Raw genomic sequence first — 22,507 nt, 5'->3', positions numbered from 1 at the left:
AGTCAGCACTCGGCAGTCGATTATCGATAATCGACTACCGAGTGTTCCCGGCAAACGTACGGCTGACAGCCGACCGGCTCGGTGCCGTACGGCACCATATTGCAGGTGCTATGTATGAGGCCGCCGTCCCTTTCCTTCAGGGACGGCGGCCTCGTCGTGTCATCTGGCTGATGCGCGTGTGCCGTTGGCGCCGGTGCGGCGTGTCATGGCCGCAATGTGGTGATGGGCGCGACGATTACTCCGTCCGGACGCGTGAAGCTGTAGGCTCCGGTACCGGTGAGCACCATGAGGAAGCTGGGCTCGGACATCTTGGAGGTATCCAGTCTTCCGGCCAGCTTCAACAGGTTCGAGGCACCCTCGTTGGTTAGTTTGTCTCCTCCGAGTTTGACCTCGATGAGACCATACCGTCCGTCACGCAAATGGACCACGGCATCGCATTCCAAACCGGTCTTGTCACGATAGTGGAACACCTGTCCGCCCAATGCGTCCGCATAGACGCGAAGATCGCGGATGCACATTCCTTCAAACAGTAGGCCGAAGGTCTCCAAGTCACGTAAAATGCCCTGAGGATTCACACCAAGGGCAGCCGCAGCGATGGACGGATCGACGAAATGCCGCGTATCCGCCGATCGAATGGCGGTTTTCGAACGAAGATTTGGATTCCATGCGGGCTTCGATGACATCCCGAAAGGCTCCATTTCCTTATTTGGACCGATTTCGTTTCCTTATTTGGACTGATTTTATTTCCTTATTTGGACCGTTTTCGTTTCCTTGTTTGGCTGACGGATTTGTAACAGAATTCGTTACACTTCCGTCAGCCGAGGTGGCAACCCCGTCAATCGACATGACAAACCCGTCAATCTGGCCCGGCGCGGGAATTTCCTTGACTCACAGCCGCTGTGTTTGCTACGGTGACCTCGAAACCGATTCGTAAGGGGCGCCTCTGGCTGAGACGGCATTCGCCGAACCCTTCGAACCTGTGAGCTCATACTCGCGTAGGGACTACGACGGTTGGACGCTTCCGTTCGACTCGAGAGCCGCGTGCGCATTGAGGGAGGAAGCAAGAGAGTGTCAATACGCAAGGAACTGACCGCCCAAAACGTCCTGCTGGGCTTCCAGCATGTGTTCGTCTCCAACGTCTGGCTCGACCCGGTGTTCGTGGCGGGCGCCATCGGCCTGCCGATCGCGTTGTCGTCGAACATGATCAACGCCATCTTCATCGTCTCCGGTCTGGTCACGCTGATCCAGGCCACCCGACTGGTGCGTCTGCCCGTGGTGCAGGGCCCGTCCGCCGCATTCGACGCCCTGATGATCGCGGCCGGCACCGCCGGCATGCTGGGCGCGGCCAGCTCGTCCATCCTCATCGCCTCGCTGGTATTCCTGGTACTGTGCCTGACCGGCGTCATCGAACGGATGCGGTTCCTGTTCTCCCCGCTGATCTCGGGTGTGGTCATCTTCATGGTGGGCGTATCCCTGTCCGGGTTCACGCTGAGCGAGTTCCTCGGCGGCGCTCCCGGCGACAAGACGTTCGCCGACCCCCGCATCCTCACCGTGTCCATCCTGACCACGGCGATCGTGCTGGTGCTGTCCCTGCTCGGCAAGGGATTGCTCAAATCGTTCTCCTTCCTGATCGCGCTCGTGGTGGGTACTGTGGTCGCCGCCGCGCTGGGCATGGTGGACTTCTCCCCCGTCGCATCAAAGGGCTGGCTTGGTCTGCCGACCTTCCTGCCTTACGGTCCGTTTACGTTCGATTGGAAGATCTTCGTACCGTTCTTCATCGCCTACATGGTCGCCGTGATGGAGGCGCTGGGCGTGTATCAGGCGGCTTCCGAGATTCAGGGCACCCCGCTTGAGCGCAAGCAGGTGCGCTACGGTCTGGCCGGCGAGGCGGCCGGTTCCGCCATCTCCTCGCTCATCGGCGGCTTCACGACCACCGCGTACCCGCAGAACGTGGGTCTGCTGAACCTGACCGGTGAAGGCAAGCTGCGCACGCGCACGCCTGTGGTCATCGCCGCAGTGCTACTACTGATCCTCGGCTTCGTGCCGAAGGCCGGCGCCCTGCTGTCTGTGATTCCCTCGGCTGTCGTCGGCGGCATCTTCCTGCCCGCTGCCGCCAGCCTGATTGTGACGGGCATCCGCACGCTGCGCAAGGTCGCCGACGACGAACGCCGTCAGATGGTGATCGGCATGTCCCTGCTGCTCGGCATCGCGCTGCCGAAGGCGCTCGCCGGGCTGACCGGTGGCGCGAGCGTGTTCTTCGGCAACAACATCATGGTCGGCGTATTCTGCGCGATCATCCTCAACGCGCTGTTCGTGGCGCTGCCGGATCTGGTGGCTCGGCATCGCACGCCGGATGCCGCTGAACCGGCAACGAACGTAGCGGAGGCTGCTGCGAACGGTGCGGATGCTTCTGGGAGCGTAGCGAATGCCACTGCGGACGTTGCGAGTGCTGCTGCGAACGGTGCTAAGGCCACTGTGAACGTAGCGAATGCTACTGTAGCCGCGCCATCCACAAATGTTGTGGATAACTCGAACGTCGCCAAGCGGGACTGAGTTCAGCGAACAATAATGCATATCAGGATTCGGAATACTCAGCGGAATCGGAGGGGAGCAGATCAATGACTGCAATGACTGGCGGGACCGATGTGAAGGCCGACGCGGGCCGTATCAAACAGGAGATTCTCGATTTCATCCACACCTATGGCTGCGAACAGGCGCCGGACGAGGCGTTCGACGCCTTGGCCCGCGACGTGTTCACATACCAGTACACCTATGACCTGCCGTATCGCCGGTATTGCGCGGCCAAGCGCATCACGCCCGCCTCGCTGCGCGGCTGGCGGGAGATTCCGCCGATGCCAGTGGACGGATTCAAGCACCTCACCCTGTCCACCATCCCCACCGACCAGTGCGAAGCGGTGTTTATGACCAGCGGCACCACGCACGGCGGTGCGATGCGCGGCCGCAACTTCCACCCGGACCTGGAGGTGTGGGATGAGTCGATGATCGTGCCGTTCCGCCATTTCATCATGCCGGACCGCGAACGCATCCGCATCGCCGTGATCTCCCCCGCGTGGGACATGAACCAGAACTCGTCGCTCTCCCGCTACCTCACCAAGGCCGTGGAACAATGCGGCAGCGAGGGCAGCGGCATCTACTTCGACGAGCACGGGCTCAAGTTCGACGGCATCATCGACTTCCTGAACCGCGCGGTGGCCGATCAGGAGCCGGTCATGCTGATGGGCGTTTCGTCGTCCTACCTGTATCTGCTCGACTACCTGCACGAGCGCAATCTGACGTTCGCCTTGGCCGCCGACAGCCGCCTGTTCGACACCGGCGGATTCAAGAGCACCAAGCGCGACATCACCGAAGACCAGATGCTCGCCGAACTGGAGCAGACGTTGGGCGTGCCGCGCCACCACTGCGTCAACATGTACGGCATGACCGAGCTCAGCTCCCAGATCTACGACCAGAACATCCTGTCCTGGTACACGGACGGCACCAGCAATTATCTCAAGGCGAACCCGTCATGGGTGCGCACGGTGTTCCTGGATCCGAACACGCTGACGCCCGTCAAGGATGGCGAGACCGGCGTAATCGCCCACTACGACCTGGCCAACTGGAACTCCTGCATCGGCATCCTGACCGAGGACCTGGGCCATCGCACACCGGACGGATTCCTGCTGCAGGGCAGGGCGAAGGGTGCCGAGGCCCGCGGATGCTCGATTGCGGTGGACGAGGTCATCAGTGCCAACCGTGGGTGAGGCTATGGGCGGATTTCCGGCATCCTCGACGGCCACCATCGATGTCTTCCATCTGCCTTCGGGCGTGGAGCCTGCGGAGTACGCGACCTATGACGTCGCCACGGCGCAAGGCGCGCGGCAGTTGCGCTATCCCGTGCTCAACGGGCCGGCCATCACCGCCCTCGCACGGCGGCTGACCGAGGTGCGCGCCCGCCGATTGGCCGCGATGAGCGTCAACGACATCCTCGACGTGCTTGCGCGCGCCGCCGAGCTGTGGACCGATCCCGATTTCAAGCTGCGGCGTCAGGCCGAGCTTCTCATCCCCGCGATCACCGGCTACCAGCCCGACATGGTGCGCATCGAACTGAAACGGTACATGCGACAGTTCCGTCGCCGCGAACTGCTGCGGTTCCTCGACGCCGAAATCGGACAGCCGGCCATGCTCGACGGATTCCGGCCCAACAAGGCGGGCGGCTATTCCCGGTATGTCGGCCCGCGCCTCACGTATCAGGTGTTCTCCAGCAACGTGCCGGGCATCCCGGTGTGGAGCATGGTCATGACCCTGCTGGTCAAAGGCGCGATCCTCGGCAAATCCTCGTTCTCGGAACCGGTGATGCCCGCATTCTTCGCACGCAGCATCGCTATGATCGACCCGGAACTGGCCGACGCCATCGCCGTGGTGCCGTGGAAGGGCGGCTCGCAGGAGCTGGAGGACCCCGCCATCGACGCCGCCGACGCCGTCATCGTCTACGGCTCGTCGACCACCACCAAGCTGATCGCCGGTAAGGTCGCGGGCGCCAAGCCCTGCCTGGGGTACGGGGCTAAGATCGGTCTGGCGTTCATCGGGCGCGAGGCGCTGCGGCCGGATACGTATGCCGACACCGTGCATCGCGCGGCCATAGATATCGCCACCTACGACCAACAGAGCTGTCTGGCCCCGCAGACCATATTCGTCGAGACCGGTGGAGCGCTTGCCCCGCGCGAAGTCGCCCAGCTGCTGGGCGGTGAGCTGGAGGGTCAGCAGTGCAAATACCCGCGTGCGGTGCTAAGCGACGCTGAGAACATGGCCATCCAGCGGGCGCGCACCGATACTGAGATGCAGGCGCTGATGGGCGGTTCGGATGCGGTGATAGCCAGTAGGGACGGCACGGCATGGACGGTGCTGTATCGCGAACTTGAGTCTGATGCGGGCGTTGCGGGCGCTGGCTTGGCTGCGGCTGCCGAGACGGGGCTGGGTGCCGCCGAGACGCTTACGTCGTTGATGTCCCCGCTGAACCGGACCATCAACGTGGTGGCGGTACCTGATCTGATGGATGCCGTCGGACAGCTGGCCAATTGCCGGGGATGGCTGCAAAGCTGCGGGGTGGCCGTGGATTCCAGCCGACTGTTCGGTCTTGCCGATGCGCTGGCGCAGGTGGGCGTCGATCGCGTCTGCCCATTGGGGGAGATGGATCGGGCGAAATCCGGCTGGCATCACGACGGCGGCTTCAATCTCATCGATCTGCTGCGAGCCGTGGATATCGAGCGCGGCAGCGATACGTACAGCGATTCGTTCGATCTCGACATGGAATAGCACGGAATAGCACGGCGATGGCGGCAGCAGTAGCAGTTCGATAGTTGTGTTTCCGGCTCCCCTTGTCAGGACGTTGCCGTGAAGCAGACAGCGGAGCTGTCTGTAGGCAACGTGCGAGCCGACAGGCGAGCCAGCTGGTTGCTGCGCGTAGCGCGTCCGTGATTGCAGGACCGTTGCCGTGAAGCAGACAGCGGAGCTGTGTGTAGGCAACGTGCGAGCCAGCAGGTTGCGCGCGGAGCGCGTCCGAAATTGCAGGACGAGCTGGCCCGCGAAGCGGGACTGAGGGGTAGTCAGTTTGTCACGAATTGCTGATACAGGACCGTAGTGAATATCAGGTATATGGAAGGTGAGGATGATGGCAGCAGTATGTGCAGGTAGTGCAGTCGGCGCGGCTGGTACTGGTGACGCGGCGGCCGGGGGAGTGCGCGGCCCGATGGCGGATCTGAGCGGGCGGACGGCGATCGTCACCGGTTCCGGCAAGGGCATCGGCGCCGCGGTGGCCGCGCGCCTGGCGTTGTGCGGGGCTGCGGTCGTCGTGAACTATGTGCACGATGCGGACAGCGCCCAGCGTACCGTTGACGGCATCCGCGCGCTGGGCGGCACGGCGATCGCGGTACAGGCCGATGTCTGCGACGACGAGCAGTCCAAGAAGCTGGTGGACGCGGCCGTCGATGCGTTCGGCGGCGTGGACATCTTGGTGAACAACGCGTTCGGGCGGTTTTCGTTCGATCCACGGCGTCGATCAACCTTTACGGGCGGCAACTGGGCAGAATTCCATGCGCAGCTTGAAGGATGCATGCATGGGGCGTATCTGATGTGCTCGCACGTCGTGCCGCTGATGCAGGCGCAGACGTTCGGACGCATCATCAACGTGTCCAGCAATCTGGTCGATGCGCCGATTGTGCCGTACCATTCGTACATCACCGCCAAAGGCGGCTTGGTGGGCATGACCCGTTCGCTGGCCCAGGCATTGGGCGGTTTCGGCATCACCGTCAACGCCATTGCCGCCGGTCTGACGGCTGGGACCGCCTCCAGCGCCGCCACCACGGAGGACGTGCGCGAACATATCATCGCCATGACGCCGCTGGGTCGTCTGGCGCGGCCGGACGACATCGCCGGGGGAGTGGCGCTGCTGGCCTCCGACCTGGCCGGCTTCATCACCGGCCAATGCCTGCACGTCGACGGCGGCCTGACCATGCGCTAACCATGCGGTAAGGGCGCACCACCGTGCACAAAGCGGCCAAAGCACGAATACCTCACTAAACGTACGCTGAGTTTGCTCTCAGCGTACGTTTAGTGAGGTATTCGGTGTTATAGCCTACAGCAGGCTCACAGCACGCCCTGGGCGACCATAGCGTTGGCCACCTTGACGAAGCCGGCGATGTTCGCACCGGCCATCAGGTCGCCTTCCTCGCCGTATTCCTTGGCGGCCTTCAGCGACTCGGCCACGATGGACTCCATGATGGACTTGAGCTTGGCGTCCACCTCGTCGAAGGTCCAGCTCAGGCGGTAGCTGTTCTGGCTCATTTCCAAGCCGGAGACGGCCACGCCGCCGGCGTTCGCGGCCTTGGCCGGGCCGTACAGCAGGCCGTTGGACTTATAGACCTCGATGGCCTCAGGCGTGGACGGCATGTTCGCGCCCTCCACGACCACCTTGCAGCCGCCGGCGACCAGGGCCTTGGCGGACTCCTCGTTGATCTCGTTCTGGGTGGCGCACGGCAGTGCGATGTCGCACGGCACGGTCCACACGCCGGAGCAGCCCTCATGGTATTCGGCGGATGGCACGCGCTCGGCGTACTCCTTGATACGGCCGCGCTCGACTTCCTTGATCTGCTTGACCACAGCCACGTCGATGCCGTTCGGATCGTAGACGTAGCCGTTGGAATCGGACACGGTCACGACCTTGGCACCCAGCTCCTCGGCCTTCTGCGCAGCGTAGATGGCCACGTTGCCGGAACCGGAGATTACCACGGTCTTGCCCTCGAAGGAATCGTTCTTCAGCACGCGCAGGGCTTCGGCGGTGTAGTAGCAGACGCCGTAGCCGGTGGCCTCGGTGCGGGCCAGCGAACCACCGAACTCCAGGCCCTTGCCGGTCAGCACGCCGGAGTACTCGTCGCGGATGCGCTTGTACTGGCCGAACAGGTAGCCGATCTCACGGGCGCCGACGTTGATGTCGCCGGCCGGAACATCGGTGAACTGGCCGATGTGGCGGCACAGTTCGGTCATGAAGGCCTGGCAGAAGCGCATGACCTCGGCGTCGGACTTGCCCTTCGGGTCGAAGTCGGAGCCGCCCTTGCCGCCGCCCATCGGCAGCGTGGTCAGGCTGTTTTTGAGGATCTGCTCGAAGCCGAGGAACTTGATGACGCCCTCGTTGACGGTCGGGTGGAAGCGCAGGCCGCCCTTGTACGGGCCGATGGCGGAGTTGAACTGCACGCGGTAGCCGCGGTTGACCTGCACCTTGCCGGCGTCGTCCACCCAGGCCACGCGGAACTTGACCACGCGCTCGGGCTCGACCAGGCGCTCCAGCACGCCGTTCTTCTCATACTCGGGATGCTTGGCGATGACCGGCTGAAGCGTGTCCAGCACTTCGTAGACGGCCTGCAGGAACTCGGGCTGGTCGCCATCGCGCTTCTCGACCTGTTCGTAGACGCGCTTGACGTACTCGTTGGTGAGCATAGTGAAACTCCCCCTTGGGTTGGACTATCAATAAGACGACTCCGATTGTAGGCGCGTTGGCTGGAAACGCTCAAGAGGTCGGTCCGGGATTAGTCAACAGGTGGACAGGGGGGTGGGGCGGATGGAGCTGATGGCTGGGGTGCCGGATGAGTCGGGGGGCAGCGGATGGACCGGGGTGTCAGATGGGGCGAGGCAGCGGATGGGCCGCACGCACAGGCGGGCGACGTGCTTTGCCGCGTGCCCGTTATACGCGACCGACCCAAGCGTCGGCTGCTCCGTGATTCAGTGGGCGAAATAGGTCTGCAGAATCATCGTGGTCTCGGTACTCACCGGCACCGTGCGATGGATGAGGTTGAGCAGTTCCTCGAGCGCGGTGGGGGAGGCCACGCGCACCACCAGCACGAAACTGGGTGCTCCCGCCACCGAATAGCAAGAAATGATGCCGTCGATGTCCCTGAGCTTCTCCGGAATCGACGATTCGGCGGAGTAGTCGAGCGGCGTCACATTGACGAACGCGCTGATCGGCAGGCCGCGCTGCTCCTGATCGACGATGGCTTTATAGCCCTTGATGACGCCGCGTTTCTCCAGCTTCTGCACGCGCGATTGCGCGGCGGACACGGACAGTCCGGTCTCCTGAGCCAGCTGCGCCAGCGTGGCGCGGCCATCCGCCTCCAGCATGGTGAGAATGCGCTGGTCGATATCGTCGATTGCCGTCATGCCGCCTCTTTTCTGATGCGCCCGCTCGTGTTCCGGTTCTCTGTTCCTGATGCCACTTTCCTGATGCCACTGTACCCGCTGCCGGCCCGTTGCCAGCTGTGGTTGATGGCGGCTAGTGTGGTTGATGGCGTCTAGTGTGGTTGACAGCCCCGGCTGTGGTTGCCAGCTATGGCCGACAGCGCCGATTGCGGCCGATGATGCCGTTGTGGCCGATGGCGCCGGCCAATCTCCCGCGTAAACCTCAATTAGAGGCAGCTAGAGGCCGGATTTGGGGCGAAACATAAGTTTTCAACGTCAACAGTTTATGTTTCGTCCCATTTCGTATGGCCAAAGTGGGGCGAAACATAAACCGATGGTGCGAAAACCTTATGTTTCGCCCCGTTTGAGGCCGGCGGAATGTCTGTACTGCTGTGGCTGGCAATGGCGCGCTGAAAGGCGGACTGTATCCCGCGTACGTGGAGGATTGTTGGCATTATTCCGATAGGAGGCTTCTAGAAACGTAATGTTTACATAGATAGTCGCTCTATTGTGTAATAATTCCTATGGAAATGCTCTTAGGTCGTAATAATTCCCGTTGTGGTGACTCTAAGGGTCGGTTGAGCGTAGGAGGGTGATCATGCAGCAGCAGTCCGTCGTGTCGCGGTCCGAGTCGTCTGAGGCGTCCCTGTCCCGGACGTTCGCGGTATCCGAGTCATCCATGGTGGTTCAGGCGACCGGGATAGTGGCCGAAGCACAATCCACAGTGGCACCCGGTGCGCCACTTGGCGCGGTTTCCGGTGAAGTTTCCGACGTGCGGGCTGTTGCGGCATCCGGCGCGGATATGCCGATCTCCTCTGCTGCGTTGGCGATACCGCGTTCCGGCATCCGCGACGTGTTCGATCGTGTGGAGCAGGTGCCGGACGCGATCTCCCTGACAGTCGGCGAGCCGAGCGCCACCGCGGCACCGCACATCGTCGAGGCGGCGTGCGAGGCCGCGCGGGCCGGGCATACGCGCTACACCAATGTGCTCGGCATCCCCGAATACCGTCAAGCTGTCGCCGACTATTCCGCGCGGATGAAGGGAATCTCCTACGATCCGGAGCGCGAGATTCAGGCCGTGGATGGCGCCACGATCGGCCTGTATCTTGCGTTGGCTGCCGTGGTTGCGCCCGGCGACGAGGTCATCATCCCCTCGCCGTATTTCACGTCTTACGACGCCGAGGTGATGCTGGTGGGCGGGCGACCGGTCACGGTGGCGCTGCGTCCGGAGAACGGCATGCGCATCAATGCGGCGGACATCGAAGCGGCGATCACTCCTCGCACCCGCGCGGTGATCATCAACTCCCCCGGCAATCCGACCGGCGCGGTTACATCCGCGGCCGAAATGGTGCGGATCGCTGGGGTCTGCAAGCGGCATAACATCTGGGCCATTTCCGATGAGGTCTACCATCCGTTCGTGTTCGATGGGGAGGAATCGGGTGTCGCTTCCGCCGAAGGCATCTCCGGCGATGCTGGTCGCGGCGGTGCGGCGCTGGCGGCGCAGATGACACAGGTGGCACAGATGGCGCAGATGACACAGGTGGCGCCGTCCATCGCCGCAGTGCCTGGCATGAAGGAACGCACAATCGTAGTTGAGAGCCTGTCGAAGACCTACGCGATGACCGGCTGGCGCATCGGCTACCTGCTGGCCCCTGAACGTGTCATCGAAGAGACCGGCAAAATCGCCGAGCTCATGCATTCGTCGGTCAATTCGCTGTCCCAGTACGCCGGCGTGGCCGCGATGGCCGGTCCGCAGGATCACGTCGACGCGATGCGTGAGGAATACCGGGCCAAGCGGCAGATCGTGCTCGACGGGCTGGCAGGTTGCCCGGTGCTGCGTCTCATCAGACCGCAGGGCGCGTTCTATGCGTTCGTGGACGTGCGTCTCACCGGTCTCGACTCGGATGAATTCTCGCGCCGTCTCCTGGACGAGGAGCGTGTGGCCGTGGTGCCAGGAGAGGCGTTCGGCGAGGCTGGTCGCGGATTCGTGCGTCTGTCCTATGCGGGTGACGCCGATGAACTGCGCGAAGGCGTCGCGCGTCTGCGTGCTTTCGCCGAGCGTGTATGGAACCCGGTCACCGGACGTCACAGCGCGTCTTATCACCCCATGGCCGTAATGGCGTAGACGCGACCGTGCCCTTTGCTGGTGTGTTAGCCAGAGGAGTGCCGGCAGGGTGTGGGCCAGTATATGGAGCCGAAAGTGGCCGCTGATCTTCGAGTTCCGTTGCAGGGGCGACCGGCTATCGCGTATCGCCGCGTATTGCCGTGTATCGCTTACGAATTACGTAAGTTCCAGCGACTCGGCCACCTCGTCCACGATGGCGTGCATCGCCTCGCGGGCGCGGTTCGGATCGCCGCGCCAGATGCCCTCGGCCACCGCGTCGTGGGCGTCGAGGGCGGACGGCTTCGGTTTCTGCGGATACATGTGCAGTTCCACGCGGCCTTTGAGCACAATGCCGATGATGTCCGCCATCGAGGCGAACAGCTCGTTGCCGCTGCTGAGCAGAATAGAGGAATGGAAGCGCACGTCGAGGTCGTGGAAGGTGTCCAGATCGCCGGCCTCGCCGCATTTGCGCAGTTCGCCGGCCATGACCGGAAACATCGCGCGGGCCTCCATCGAGGCGTTGCGTGCCGCCGCGGCCGCTGCAGCCGGCTCGATGGCCAGCCGGAGTTCGGTGAGCGTGCGCAGCTGCTCCTTGCGCCTGTTGGACATGAGCTTCCATCGGATCACCTGCGGATTGAGCGCGGCCCATTCCTCCACCGCGCGCGGCACCAGCCCCACGCGCCGGCGGACGCTCACCGCACCCATCGCCTCCAGATATTTGGCTACCTCGCGGGCCACTGTGCGCGATGTGGCGAATCGCTCCTGAATAGCCTCCAGCGTCATCGCCTCGCCAGCCGGCCAGCGTCCCTCCAGCATGTCCACGGCAAGTTCGTCGGTGATGGCCTTGTGCAGCAAGGCGCTTTCGTGTGACTCGTCGGGGTTGTGGTTGACGTGCGCGGTGGTGAAGGCCGGGGTGCGGGTTGGGGTGATGGCTGGGCTGGCGGGCGTGTGCGTAGTTGGATTTGCGGCCTGACTGGTGGCCGGGACGGGGGTCGGCGTCGTCGAAATGGTGTCGCCGGTGCTTCCGTTCATGGTCTTCCCTCCCTGCGGTGCTGATGTCATTGCGGCCGTATGCTCCGGGTCTGTGCTCCGCGCCGTGTGCTCCGGGCCGTGTCCGCCGATGTGCCGCGTCCCTGCTGTTTCGTCATATCTCATCATAATTGTCAGAAAAATCATGCCATTCCGAAAATAAGTAGTACTTTTAACTTGACAAGTACGACGAAAGAATCGTATAGTATTACTCAACAATCAACCAATCAACAAAGCAGTTGAAAGGACAATCCAGATGAGCATTCACGTCGTAGTGATGGGCGTCGCCGGATGCGGCAAATCCACGGTCGCCGAGGCGATTCGTGACCAGCTGGGCTACGTCATGGCAGAGGGCGACGACTTCCACCCGCAGGCCAACATCGATAAGATGAGCGCCGGCATCCCCCTGACCGACGAAGACCGTTGGCCGTGGCTTCGCGTCATCAACACCTGGATGGTGGCCCGCGAGGCACTCGACCAGAACACCGTGGTCTCCAGCTCCGCCCTCAAGCGCGCCTACCGCGACCTGCTGCGCGAGAACGTCGACGTGTTCTTCGTGCACCTTGCCGGCTCTCAGGAGCTGATCTACAGCCGACTTTCCGCCCGCAAGGACCACTTCATGCCGCCATCGCTGCTGGCCAGCCAGTTCAATGATCTGCAGCCGCTCGAATCGGACGAAAACGGCGTGGTCGTACCGGTCGACGGCACCATCGACGAAGTCGTCGCCCAAGCCGTCGAAGCAGTCCGCCAATATCAGGCATCCAAGGCTGCCAACGACGCGACGGTATCCGCAGCGGCCTGAACGCCTACGAAGCCAGCCCGAAAACGTAACTCCAATCCTTCCAACGAACGCAAGGAATTCCCCCATGAACCTCATCCTCGCCGCAATCATCGGCATCGCAGCCATCGTGCTGCTCATAGCCGTCGCCAAAGTCCATCCATTCATTTCCCTCATGGTCGGCTCGTTCGTCATGGCCATCTGCGCCGGCGTGCCGTTCGACGAATCCTGGAACAGCTTCACCTCAGGCGTCGGCTCAACCGTGTCCAACGTCGGCCTGCTCATCGCCTTCGGCTCGATCATCGGTACACTGCTGTTCGCCTCAGGCGGCGCCGACGTGATCGTGGACACGATCATGGCCAAGACGCCGTTGCAATTGCTGCCGTGGGCGATGGCGCTGATTGCGTTCATCGTCGGCATCCCGATGTTCTTCGAGGTCGGCGTCGTGATTCTCATCCCGGTGGTGCTGTTCGCCGCCCGCCGCGCCAAGATGCCGGTGATCCTGCTCGGCATCCCAGCCCTTGCCGGCCTGTCCACCCTGCACGCCTTCGTGCCGCCGCACCCCGGCCCGCTGGTCGCGATTTCCGCCCTCAACGCCAACCTCGGCGTCACGCTGGCGCTCGGCCTGCTCGTGGCCGTGCCCACCGTCATCATCTCCGGGCCGTTGATGGCGCGCATCATGGCCAAGTGGGTGCCCATCCCCGCGCCAGAGCAGGCCGCCGAGAAGGAGGCCGTCAAGGATGAGTCCAAGCGTCCGTCGTTCGCTCAGGCCATGACCGTCATCCTGCTGCCCGTGGTGCTGATGCTCGCCGCCTCCGTGGTGGATCTGACCGAACAGACCGAGTCGCTGTGGGGCCGTGTGCTCGTCTTCATCGGCACGCCGCTGACCGCGCTGTTCATCACCGCCGTGGTGGCCATGGTGCTGCTCGGTTTCATGCAAGGCCGTACCCGCGAATTCATCAACGGCGAAGTCGGCAAGTCCTTCGCCTCCGTGGCGGGCATCGTGTTCATCGTCGGCGCGGGCGGTGGCTTCAAGCAGACCTTGGTGGACTCCGGCATTGGCGACGTAATCGCCAACGGCATCTCCGAATCCGCGATGAACCCGCTGATCGCCGGCTGGCTCGTGGCTGTGCTCATCCGCCTCGCCACCGGTTCCGCCACCGTGGCCACCGTGACCGCCTCCGGCATCATGGTGCCGCTCGCCACCGGCATGAGCCCCACGCATCTGGCGCTGCTCGTGCTCGCCATCGGCGCCGGCTCCGTGTTCTTCTCCCACCTCAACGACGCCGGCTTCTGGCTGGTCAAGGAGTACTTCGGCATGTCCGTCTCCCAGACCCTCAAGACCTGGTCGCTGATGGAGACCGTGCTGTCCGTGGTGGGCCTCGGCTGTGTGATGCTCCTCTCCCTGGTCTTGTGACCCGTGTGATCCGCGTCCTCGGCCATCGCGGACGGGATGCCGCATCTCCCGTACTGCTCCCATCCCCCAGGCCGGTTTCCTCGGCCCCCTCTGGTGGATGTCGCCTGTCCTGTACTCCTCCATATCCTCCATGGCGGTTTCAAGGTGCGCGAGGACGCGGCCAACCAGGTCCCGTACCCCCTCTTATCCACCTATGGTGGCTTTCCTTGGTCCCTCTGATGAGGCCAGGCAGGTCCCGTGCCCCTCCTATCCCCTATGGCTGTTTTCCTTGGCTCCCTCTGACGAGGGGGCTGTCAGCCGGAGGCTGGCTGGGGGAGAGACCATCATCACCCACCATTTCCACCATCCTTTAACCCCATCCCGTACCCCACATCACTGTGAAAGGAACCTGCAATGCACATCGGAATGATTGGACTCGGCCGCATGGGCGGCAACATGGCCAAGCGCCTCGCGGCTGGCGGGCACAAGGTCGTCGGCTACGACATGTCCCCCGAATCAGGGCGCGACGTCGATTCGCTGGAGTCGCTGGTTGCCGCGCTTGATGCCCCGCGTGTGGTGTGGGTCATGGTGCCGGCCGGCAAGCCCACCGACGACACCATCGACCGCTTGGCGGCGTTGCTTGAGGCCGGCGACATGGTCGTTGACGGCGGCAACACCCGTTATGTGGACGACGCCCGTCACGCCGCGCAATTGGGCGAACTCGGCATACGTTTCATGGATTGCGGCGTTTCGGGCGGCGTCTGGGGCATCGACCGCGGCTACGCGCTGATGGTCGGTGGCTCGCAGGAGGACTTCGAGTTCATGCGGCCGATCTACGACACTCTGAAGCCCGAAGGCGAGTATGGCTTGGTGCTGGCCGGTCCGGTCGGCGGCGGGCATTTCGCCAAAATGGTGCACAACGGTGTGGAATACGGCATGATGCAGGCGTTCGGCGAGGGCTTCGCCACCATGGTGCGCTCCGAACTCATCGCCGACCCTGCCGCGGTGATGACCTCATGGAAGTCTGGCTCGGTGGTGGGCTCATGGCTGCTCGATTTGCTTGCTAACGCCTTCAAGACCGATCCGACGCTGAAGTCCATGCCGCCGGTGGCCAACGAATCCGGCGAAGCCAAGTGGATGATTGAAGCGGCTCTGGAGCTCGGCGTGCCCACTCCGGCCACTGCGGCGGCGTTGTATGCCCGTCAGACCTCGCGCGGTGGCGGCGACGACACCCTGCGCGTCGTCTCCACCATGCGGGCCCAGTTCGGCGGCCACGTCACCAAGGCGTAATTGGGGCTGCCTGGGGCTGAAGTGGCTGCCGGGGGGTGAATCGGGCTGTATGTTCGCGGCTCAACGAGGGCGACGCGAACATACGGTCTGTAACAACGCAAAAACCGGCTGTAAGTGCGCGACATATTGGTTGAGCCGCGAACTTACAGCCGGTTTTGAGGTTCGGGTGGCGCGGACTGCGTAGTCTGGCCTGCTCGGCGTAGTCTGCGGTCACGCGGCGTGGGCGATATAGGTCACATTCAGCTATCTGCCTTGTATGAGGTACTTTTGCCCGGTTGCGGAAAGGTATCTGCTTTCAATGAGGTACTTCAATCAGGAAAACCCGAGTACGAACGTTGCAATATCAACGTTTATACTCGGGTTTTCATCATCCCGGTACCTCATTGAAGGCAGATGCCTCTTCGCAAACCCCCGAATGTACCTCATTCAAGCGAGTTAGCCGGTTTTGAGGTTCGGGTGGCGCGGGCTGCGTAGTCTGGCCTGCCCGGCGCGGGCAGGCCCGTGGCTTTTCACGCGGCACGGATGATGGCCTGCTCACGGGCCGTGGGGCGGGGAGCCCGGTGGAGTCCCCGTAGGCCCCGCCGAGCGGCGGTAGTCGTGAGGCAGCTATGCGGCGCGGGCGATGGCCTGCTCGTAATCCTTGGTGCCCTTGAAGATCTCCTGCATCCACGGGTTGACGCCCTGCTTCTTGGCGCGGACGAGGATGTAGCCGAGTGCCAGCACGTTGGCCACCAGAGCAATCAGCGAAACTACGAGGTTCACGTTCGGGTTGTTCACGGACTGGGTGGAGAATACCGAGTAATCCTGGAACATCGGGAACACCTGGGCGAACATGCACCAGATGGCCAGTGTGAACGCACGGTTCTGGATCCAGCCGCCCTTGTTCCAGAAGAAGTTGGCGACGGTCGGAGCCAGCAGCAGTGCGAGGCCGCAGTACCAGGAGTGGGTGGGCAGGCAGTTGTAGGTGTAGCAGAAGTTCCACAGGTCGTAGGCCACGATGAACACCCAGGTCATGTCCGGCCAGAGCATGTCGTCCTTCTTCTTGGAGGCGTAGATGCCGAACCAGCCGGTCATGCAGAAGATGTTGAGGATGCCGGCCACGCCGTTGAACACGTTGTGCCAGCCGCCGTACAGGGTTACGCCTTCGGTGGAGATCCAGGTGCCGCCCCAGCCGCGGATGGCGGATTCGAAGTCGGAGACCACGGCGATGAGGATGTTGATGGCCACGATCACGAACGGGAAGCACTTGAACCAGTGCGATTTGCCGATGGAGCCCCACTTGTATTTGAGTGCCATGAAGCCGATGCAGCCGATGGTGGCCGCGTAGAGCTTGGCGTAGTGGAACCAGCTGGTCATGTGTACGTAGGTGGGGTTGTTGAGCGCCCACTCCGCGCCCATGGCGGCGGCGGTGTAAATGGTGACGAAGTAGACGGTCAGGACGGCGGGAACCACGAGAAATGCGACGATGCCGCCGGTTTTGGTGCGGCGGGCCAGCTCGTTGGCGCCGATGAGGCAGCAGAAGACGAGAATCCATCCAATCCATTGGTAGACGGCATTGTCGCCGTAGACCTGAAACAGCATGACGGTCCTTTCCCTTGATGTGCTGTTGTGCCGGCTTCGTCGTCCCTCGTCGGACGCCGAAGCGGGGCATTGGCGCTTGGTTCGAGGTTTGACCTCCGCACTCCTTGCGGCGGCCGTATTGTTGACGAAGCGTCAATTTCTCTCACGGCTTATTGTAGTGCATTTTGACAAGGTGTCAACTGCTTGGGGTTTGTCTCGCTATTTGGTGCTAATGATTGGAGATTGCGGCTTCGTGTTGCTTCCCTGCTGCTCCCCAGACGGCTTCGTCGCCAGCTCGTCCTGCAATCAAGGACGGGCTCTCCGGGCGGCTGTTGGTTTGCTCGTTGCTTCCAGCAGCTCCGCTGTTTGCTTCACGGTAACATCCTGCAATTGGGCCGCGCTACGCGCACAGCTGGCTGGCTCGTCTGTTGGCTCGCACTGCGTTTCCTTGGCTTGGCCGAGGTTTTGCTCCGCTGAATGGCTGTCAGTGGGGTGGTTTGCTGGTTGGCCCGAGGTTCTGCCCCGCTGGTGGGTGGTGGCTGGGGTGTTTCTTCGGCTTGGCCGAGGTTTTGCGTCACTGAGCTGGTGGAGGCGTGGTGTTCCATCGGTCTGCCCGAGGTTCTGCCCTGCTGGTGGGGTGTGTTTGGGGTGTTCCATTGGCTCGGCCGAGGTTTTGCCTCTCTGAATGGCTTTCAGTGGGGCGGTTTCGCTGTTGGCTCGAGGTTTTGCTTCGCTGGGGCGGTGTAGGAGTGGTGGTTCCTTGGCTTGGCCGAGGTATTGCTCCGCTGGTGGGTGGTGACTGGGGTGCTTCATCGGTTGGCCCGAGGTTTTGCCTCGCTGGACTATAGCCCGCAAAAGAGAAACCCCGGAACCTTGCGATTCCGGGGTTTCTCGAGATTGTGGAGCTAGCCGGGTTCGAACCGGCGACCCTCTGCTTGCAAAGCAGATGCGCTACCAGCTGCGCTATAGCCCCAATTGATTTATTCGGGAAAAAAAGAGCGGCACCACGGCCGCTTGATTTTTCCTGTGGGCCCGGGAGGACTTGAACCTCCGACCTCATCCTTATCAGGGATGCGCTCTAACCACCTGAGCTACGGGCCCGTCCATGCACTTCAAAAGCGCACAGGTGATTACAATACCACTGACTGAAATGGTGTCAACGCCTGAGCCGCTTCGGCGTGTCGCCACCTGCTGCGGCGTCTTAATGGTCGGCAAAGCAGATTCCGGAGAGTGGGCTTTGTTCCAGATTGGACCCCCAGATTCGACTCCATCGCTATCGGACTGTCGTTTCCGCGCGCGAGAATGGCACACATGCCGTATCGACCATCACAGCGCTCCGGGTCCTGCCCGGCAGGCTCGACAGCCGAAGCCGCCGCCAAGAACCTGACCATCGACGGATTGCCGGTCATGGTGGTGCGCAAGCCCATCAAGAACATGTATCTGCGCATCAAGCCGCCGAACGGCGATATCACAGTGTCCGCGCCGAAGCGCATGAGCGACCGGGTTGTCGCCGATTTCATTCGCAATCGCCGCGAATGGATCAATCGCAATATCCGCAAGATGGCTTCGGCCCGTGAACGGTCTCTTGCCGAAGGCGGGCTGCAAGGCACGCGTGCTGATACTCATACATTCGCCGGTGCGGATGGTGGCACCGGTGCGGATGGTGGCGCTGGTATAGATGGTGGTGCCGGTATGCGCGATGCTGCTGACGGCCGTCGGGCGGATACGCGCCGGGCTGATTCGCGCCGGGATGATTCACGCGGGGGAGCGGCATATCCTGAGGTTGCCGCTCATTTCGCCTGGACCGAAGAGCTGCGCCGCCGCGCGGCCGCGAACATCGACGCCCAGCTCCCCGCGCTGCTAGCGAAATGGGGTCCGGTGATCGGCCGCCCCACGCATATCACACTGCGATTGATGACTTCGCGCTGGGGGTCGTGCACGCCGGCGACCGGCCGCATCCGGCTGAATCTGCAATTGGGTCTGATGGAGCCGCGATTCCTGGAATACGTGCTCGTGCATGAGATGACGCACTTGTGGGAACGCGGCCATGGCGCAGGCTTCCAGCGCCGCATGACCACCTACCTGCCCGGCTGGAAGGTGCTGCGCCGCGACCTCAACCGCCGCGTGGTGCTGTAGACTGCCGGCGGCTTCCACTGGCTGCGGGTTCTCGATGAATCCTCGTCGCTACGTCAATGGTTATTGGTTATACAGCAATGGCTCATTTTCATCATCGGCGGCATTCGAGCGAGTTACACTAGTGGGATCAAGGTGTAAACCTATGCATTGTTGTGCATGTGCTGATTGTGTGCCCTGATTAGTCAGGATTACCGGGATTGCCAAGGGCTATCAAGGGCTATAAGGAGTCGTCGATCAGCCGAGGTGAGCACCGGTGATAACTCGGATTGCGGGATGCTGTTGCGGGATGCCATTGCAGGATTGATGCCAATGCACTATGTCATCCCGCAATGTCATCCCGCAATGGCATCGCACTATGGGCAGCGCTATGGAGGGAGTCATGGAAGCGAGTATCTCGGAAGTCGCCGCAAAGGCGGGCGTATCTATCGCGACGGTGTCGCGTGCGTTCGCGAAACCGGATATGGTATCTGAAAAAACGCGCAATCGTGTGTTCGCGGCGGCCGACGAGCTGAACTATTCGATCTCCCGCTCGGCTACTTCCATGAAGACCGGCCGCTCCTATCGCCTTGCATTGCTCCTCAGCGAGGACATTTCGACTTGGTTCAATTCCCGTCTGCTGGCCGGCCTGAATTCCGTGCTGCATGACGAAGGCTACGATATCTCCCTGTATTCGGTCGTCACTCCCGAGGAGCGCCATAGCTTCTTCGCCGAGCTACCGGTGCGGCGCAACGCCGACGCCGTAATTGTCTCGTCGTTCAACGTCAACCCGGACGAGGCTTCGCGTCTGCAGAGCGTCCACATCCCGATTGTCGGCGTGAATACTCCGTCACTGGATGGCTACGACGCCACGGTGAGCATCGACGACCGCAGCGGCATGCGCATGATAGTCGAGCATCTCATCACGCTCGGCCACGAGCAGATCGCGCTCGTACGGCATCGCACGTCGCCGTCGATTCCGCACAGTGCCGACCTGCGCATCCAGGGGTTCGATGACGTCTGCCGCGAGGCCGGTATCGTTCATCCTGAAACCATCTATTACGACGAGACGGTGGACGCCCCCGCCGACGACCTGCTGTCGCAGATTCTCGCGCTCACCGAGCGCCCCACGGCGGTCTGCTGCGTTATGGATCTTATGGCGATTCCGCTGTATTTCTCGATGATTCGTTACGGTCTGCGCGTGCCACGTGACCTGTCGCTGACCGGGTTCGATGATTCGACGTACGCCAAGGAAAGCGGGTTGACGACGATCCGCCAGGATCCGGCCGCGCTGGGTCGGGTTGCGGCTCAGAAAACGCTCGCGCTGATTGAAGGCAAGACGCCGGAACGCGCGCACGAAATCGTGATGCCGGGACTGGTGCTGCGTTCCTCCACTGCTCCCCTCGCTCGGGAAGACTGAGGGATGCAAGGTGTAGTCCTTGCATCCCTCAGTGAGCCGAACCACTAGGACAGCGGGTCGGCGGGCGGCAGCATGCCGGTGGAGTCCTTGTAGGCGTCCCACAGCGTCTTCCAGGTGCCGGCGAAGCCTTCCACGACGGCATCCCAATCGCCGGTGCCCTGAGTGTATTCGACGAGCGGGTTGGCGATGTTGTCCATCCACTGCTGGCCGGGGATGCTGGCGGTGTAGACGGTCTTCTTGCCCTTGGATTCGCTCCACTCCTTGGCCGCGGCGACGAGCGGGTTTGCCGGTTGATCATCATCACCGAAGGTGGTGAACGGCGCTGCGAAGCCCATCTCCTTGGCCAGGGCGTTCTTGCCGGTATCGGAGCTCACCATCCACTTGATGAAGTCGAGTGAAGCCTTCTTGTCCGCTTCCGAGGCGTTCTTGTTGATCGCCCAGTTGGCGTCGTAGACGGCGGCCGGGCCGTAGTCCTCCTCGCCCGGGTTGCCCATGTAGTACGGGAGCATGCCCAGGTCCTCGTCGGCCACGTCGTTGTCCTTGATCTGCGTGTAGGCCCACACGCCATTCGGGTAGAATGCCACGGCGCCGGTGGAGAATTCGGCGGTGGAATCCTCATAGGTGCCGGAGCCGATCAGCGACGGCTCGGTCGGGCTGTCCTTGACCATGGTGTCCCACAGGTCCTTGTAGTTGTCCATGTACTTGCCGGTGATGTCGAGCGAGAAGGTCACGCCGAGATCCTTGAGCTCGTAGAACAGCGGAATGCGGGCCATGTGCGAGGAGAAGCGGTAGTTGTCGGAGGCGTCCAGGCCTGGGGTCGACACGGCGCCTTCGAGGCCGATGTCGTCCTTGTGCTCCTGCATGGAGTTCATGACCTTCTTGAGCACATCCCAGCTGGTGATGTCGTCGGCGGACTTGATGACCGCGTAGCTCTTCTTCGCGTACTCGTTGACGATCTTCTTGTTGTAGATGATGCCGTACCATTCGGCGGCGTACGGAATGGTGTACGCGGTGTCGCCGTCCTTGTAGGCGTAGCTCTTGCCTTCGTCGGTCAGCAGCTGGTAGGCCTCGGAATCCTGGACCGGCTCGAGGTAGTCCTTGAACTTGGCGTACTGGTCGAAGCCGGCAAGATTGAACATGGTCGGGCCGTCGGACTTGGACAGCTCGGAGGTCAGGGTCTGGTTATTTGTGCCGGAGGCGGCGGTCTGGATGTCGACCGAGACGCCGGTCTCATCCGTGTAGGCATCGGCCAGCTCCTGCAGCTGGTCGACGATTTCGGCCTTGGTGTTGAGGAAGTAGACCTTCCCCTTGCTGTCATCGGCGGTGTCGCTGCCGCATGCGGACAGTGCGGCGACGCTCATGGCCAGAACTGCAGCGGTCGCAATGACCTTCTGAGCAGACTTCATCGGATGCTCCTTACGACTTCCTGTGTGTTCTCCTCGACGGCAGCGTCAGTGCTCCGTCATGTTTGATGCAAACTCATTCATATTGGAATCATTTGCATTGTTTGCAGTATAGCGCATTATTCTGCAAACATTTACATTCGGTGAGTCGAACCGGTTTTATGCCGTTTTCCAAGCGTCCGCGGATACACTAGTATCCCGCGTCATTAATTCATTGATCATATTTTGGCTCCCCTTGTTAGAAGAGCTGGCCCATGGGCTGTCCACCTGGCTTCGCTGGCAGACTCTCAGTGAAGCCAGGGTATCAGCAATTGCCCCACTGCCATCGCGAAAAACGGGTCTCGGACGATGCGCGAGCGATTCGGCTATGTGCAGGAATCGTCTCATAACTGGCTCTTCCGATTTTGGTGTGTAGGGGCCGTGCGGTTTTATTCGTTGTGTGAAAGAAAAAATGAAGAAAACCGCGCGGCTTACCATCGAGTCTAGCGTGTTCGATGGTCGTGTCCTGCTCGGACTCGACAAGCTGGGGTTGAATCCCGTCTGGCAGCGGCACGAGGAGAAGGGCTCGCGTGCGGGTGTGTGGCTGATCGGCTGCGAGCCCGGGGATGATACCGCCCGGTATTGCACGGCATGCGGCGCGGCCGGCCGGATCCGCTCCTCATGGCTCCGCCGGTTCGCGCACACGCCGGTC

At 62.1% G+C, this 22,507-nt stretch carries 15 protein-coding genes, 2 tRNA genes, 2 pseudogenes and 1 riboswitch; of the genes and pseudogenes, 11 read left to right on the top strand and 8 right to left on the bottom strand.

Features of this window, described 5'->3' with window-relative positions:
* Positions 1–203 precede the first annotated feature (203 nt).
* A complete protein-coding gene (locus BW14_RS06485) occupies positions 204–683 on the bottom strand; it encodes a DUF4143 domain-containing protein (protein ID WP_052382094.1) in 480 nt (159 codons plus the stop codon).
* Between the two features lie 240 nt (positions 684–923).
* Positions 924–1,020: riboswitch (TPP riboswitch) on the top strand.
* 48 nt (positions 1,021–1,068) lie between these two features.
* Between BW14_RS06485 and BW14_RS06480 the strand changes: the two are divergent.
* From BW14_RS06480 to BW14_RS06465, 4 genes and pseudogenes are all read left to right on the top strand, one after another.
* Positions 1,069–2,424: pseudogene (locus BW14_RS06480) on the top strand (solute carrier family 23 protein); the annotation flags it as partial.
* Between the two features lie 194 nt (positions 2,425–2,618).
* Positions 2,619–3,761, top strand: coding sequence for a CoF synthetase (locus tag BW14_RS06475; RefSeq protein WP_181162318.1), 1,143 nt, complete (start codon positions 2,619–2,621; stop codon positions 3,759–3,761).
* Entirely contained in the window at positions 3,745–5,313 is a 1,569-nt protein-coding gene (locus BW14_RS06470) for an acyl-CoA reductase (RefSeq protein WP_375138435.1), read from the top strand. Before BW14_RS06475 ends, BW14_RS06470 begins: the two co-directional genes overlap by 17 nt.
* A gap of 433 nt (positions 5,314–5,746) precedes the next feature.
* Entirely contained in the window at positions 5,747–6,517 is a 771-nt protein-coding gene (locus BW14_RS06465) for an SDR family oxidoreductase (RefSeq protein ID WP_140464842.1), read from the top strand.
* Between the two features lie 125 nt (positions 6,518–6,642).
* On the opposite strand, the gene gdhA is transcribed toward BW14_RS06465, so the two are convergent.
* Complete coding sequence (gdhA, locus tag BW14_RS06460) at positions 6,643–7,989, bottom strand: NADP-specific glutamate dehydrogenase (RefSeq protein ID WP_140464832.1); 1,347 nt, start codon at positions 7,987–7,989, stop codon at positions 6,643–6,645.
* 282 nt (positions 7,990–8,271) lie between these two features.
* The gene (locus tag BW14_RS06455) at positions 8,272–8,706 is read right to left on the bottom strand and encodes an Lrp/AsnC family transcriptional regulator (RefSeq protein ID WP_140464830.1); all 435 of its coding nucleotides are present in this window, start codon (positions 8,704–8,706) and stop codon (positions 8,272–8,274) included.
* Positions 8,707–9,526: 820 nt separating this feature from the next.
* Here BW14_RS06455 and BW14_RS06450 point away from each other — a divergent pair.
* A complete protein-coding gene (locus BW14_RS06450) occupies positions 9,527–10,849 on the top strand; it encodes a pyridoxal phosphate-dependent aminotransferase (protein WP_140464840.1) in 1,323 nt (440 codons plus the stop codon).
* A gap of 156 nt (positions 10,850–11,005) precedes the next feature.
* Here the strand turns inward: BW14_RS06450 and BW14_RS06445 are convergent, their stop codons facing one another.
* On the bottom strand, positions 11,006–11,860 hold the full coding sequence (locus tag BW14_RS06445) for a FadR/GntR family transcriptional regulator (protein ID WP_140464828.1): 855 nt from the start codon (positions 11,858–11,860) through the stop codon (positions 11,006–11,008).
* Positions 11,861–12,113: 253 nt separating this feature from the next.
* Between BW14_RS06445 and BW14_RS06440 the strand changes: the two genes are divergently transcribed.
* The 3 genes from BW14_RS06440 to gnd all read left to right on the top strand — a co-directional run bounded on the left by BW14_RS06440 (position 12,114) and on the right by gnd (position 15,321).
* Positions 12,114–12,659, top strand: a complete 546-nt coding sequence (locus BW14_RS06440; RefSeq protein WP_140464826.1) for a gluconokinase — start codon at positions 12,114–12,116, stop codon at positions 12,657–12,659.
* Between the two features lie 64 nt (positions 12,660–12,723).
* Entirely contained in the window at positions 12,724–14,052 is a 1,329-nt protein-coding gene (locus BW14_RS06435; protein ID WP_140464824.1) for a GntP family permease, read from the top strand.
* A 393-nt stretch (positions 14,053–14,445) separates the two neighbouring features.
* Complete coding sequence (gene gnd, locus BW14_RS06430) at positions 14,446–15,321, top strand: phosphogluconate dehydrogenase (NAD(+)-dependent, decarboxylating) (RefSeq protein ID WP_140463456.1); 876 nt, start codon at positions 14,446–14,448, stop codon at positions 15,319–15,321.
* 606 nt (positions 15,322–15,927) lie between these two features.
* Here gnd and BW14_RS06425 read toward each other — a convergent pair.
* From BW14_RS06425 to BW14_RS06415, 3 genes are all read right to left on the bottom strand, one after another.
* A complete protein-coding gene (locus tag BW14_RS06425; RefSeq protein WP_140463458.1) occupies positions 15,928–16,902 on the bottom strand; it encodes a DUF5692 family protein in 975 nt (324 codons plus the stop codon).
* 879 nt (positions 16,903–17,781) lie between these two features.
* Positions 17,782–17,854: transfer RNA gene (locus BW14_RS06420), tRNA-Ala, on the bottom strand.
* 54 nt (positions 17,855–17,908) lie between these two features.
* Positions 17,909–17,982, bottom strand: a tRNA-Ile gene (locus BW14_RS06415).
* Between the two features lie 210 nt (positions 17,983–18,192).
* Here BW14_RS06415 and BW14_RS06410 point away from each other — a divergent pair.
* Positions 18,193–19,017 carry a M48 family metallopeptidase gene (locus BW14_RS06410; RefSeq protein WP_181162095.1) on the top strand — a complete coding sequence of 275 codons (825 nt, stop codon included), beginning with the start codon at positions 18,193–18,195 and terminating at the stop codon, positions 19,015–19,017.
* 379 nt (positions 19,018–19,396) lie between these two features.
* Positions 19,397–20,413, top strand: a complete 1,017-nt coding sequence (locus tag BW14_RS06405) for a LacI family DNA-binding transcriptional regulator (RefSeq protein WP_258185020.1) — start codon at positions 19,397–19,399, stop codon at positions 20,411–20,413.
* 44 nt (positions 20,414–20,457) lie between these two features.
* On the opposite strand, the gene BW14_RS06400 is transcribed toward BW14_RS06405, so the two are convergent.
* Positions 20,458–21,819: an ABC transporter substrate-binding protein gene (locus BW14_RS06400; protein WP_140489671.1), complete on the bottom strand. Its 1,362-nt coding sequence runs from the start codon at positions 21,817–21,819 to the stop codon at positions 20,458–20,460.
* Positions 21,820–22,267: 448 nt separating this feature from the next.
* On the opposite strand from BW14_RS06400, the pseudogene BW14_RS06390 reads away from it, so the two are divergent.
* A pseudogene (locus tag BW14_RS06390) lies at positions 22,268–22,507 on the top strand (ISL3 family transposase); the annotation flags it as partial.

Origin of the sequence: Bifidobacterium sp. UTBIF-68 (assembly GCF_006408855.1) — a bacterium.
GTDB classification, from domain to species: Bacteria; Actinomycetota; Actinomycetes; order Actinomycetales; family Bifidobacteriaceae; genus Bifidobacterium; species Bifidobacterium reuteri.
The sequence above is the reverse complement of the archived record's forward strand: the minus strand, read 5'-3'. Positions and strand labels throughout refer to the sequence as shown.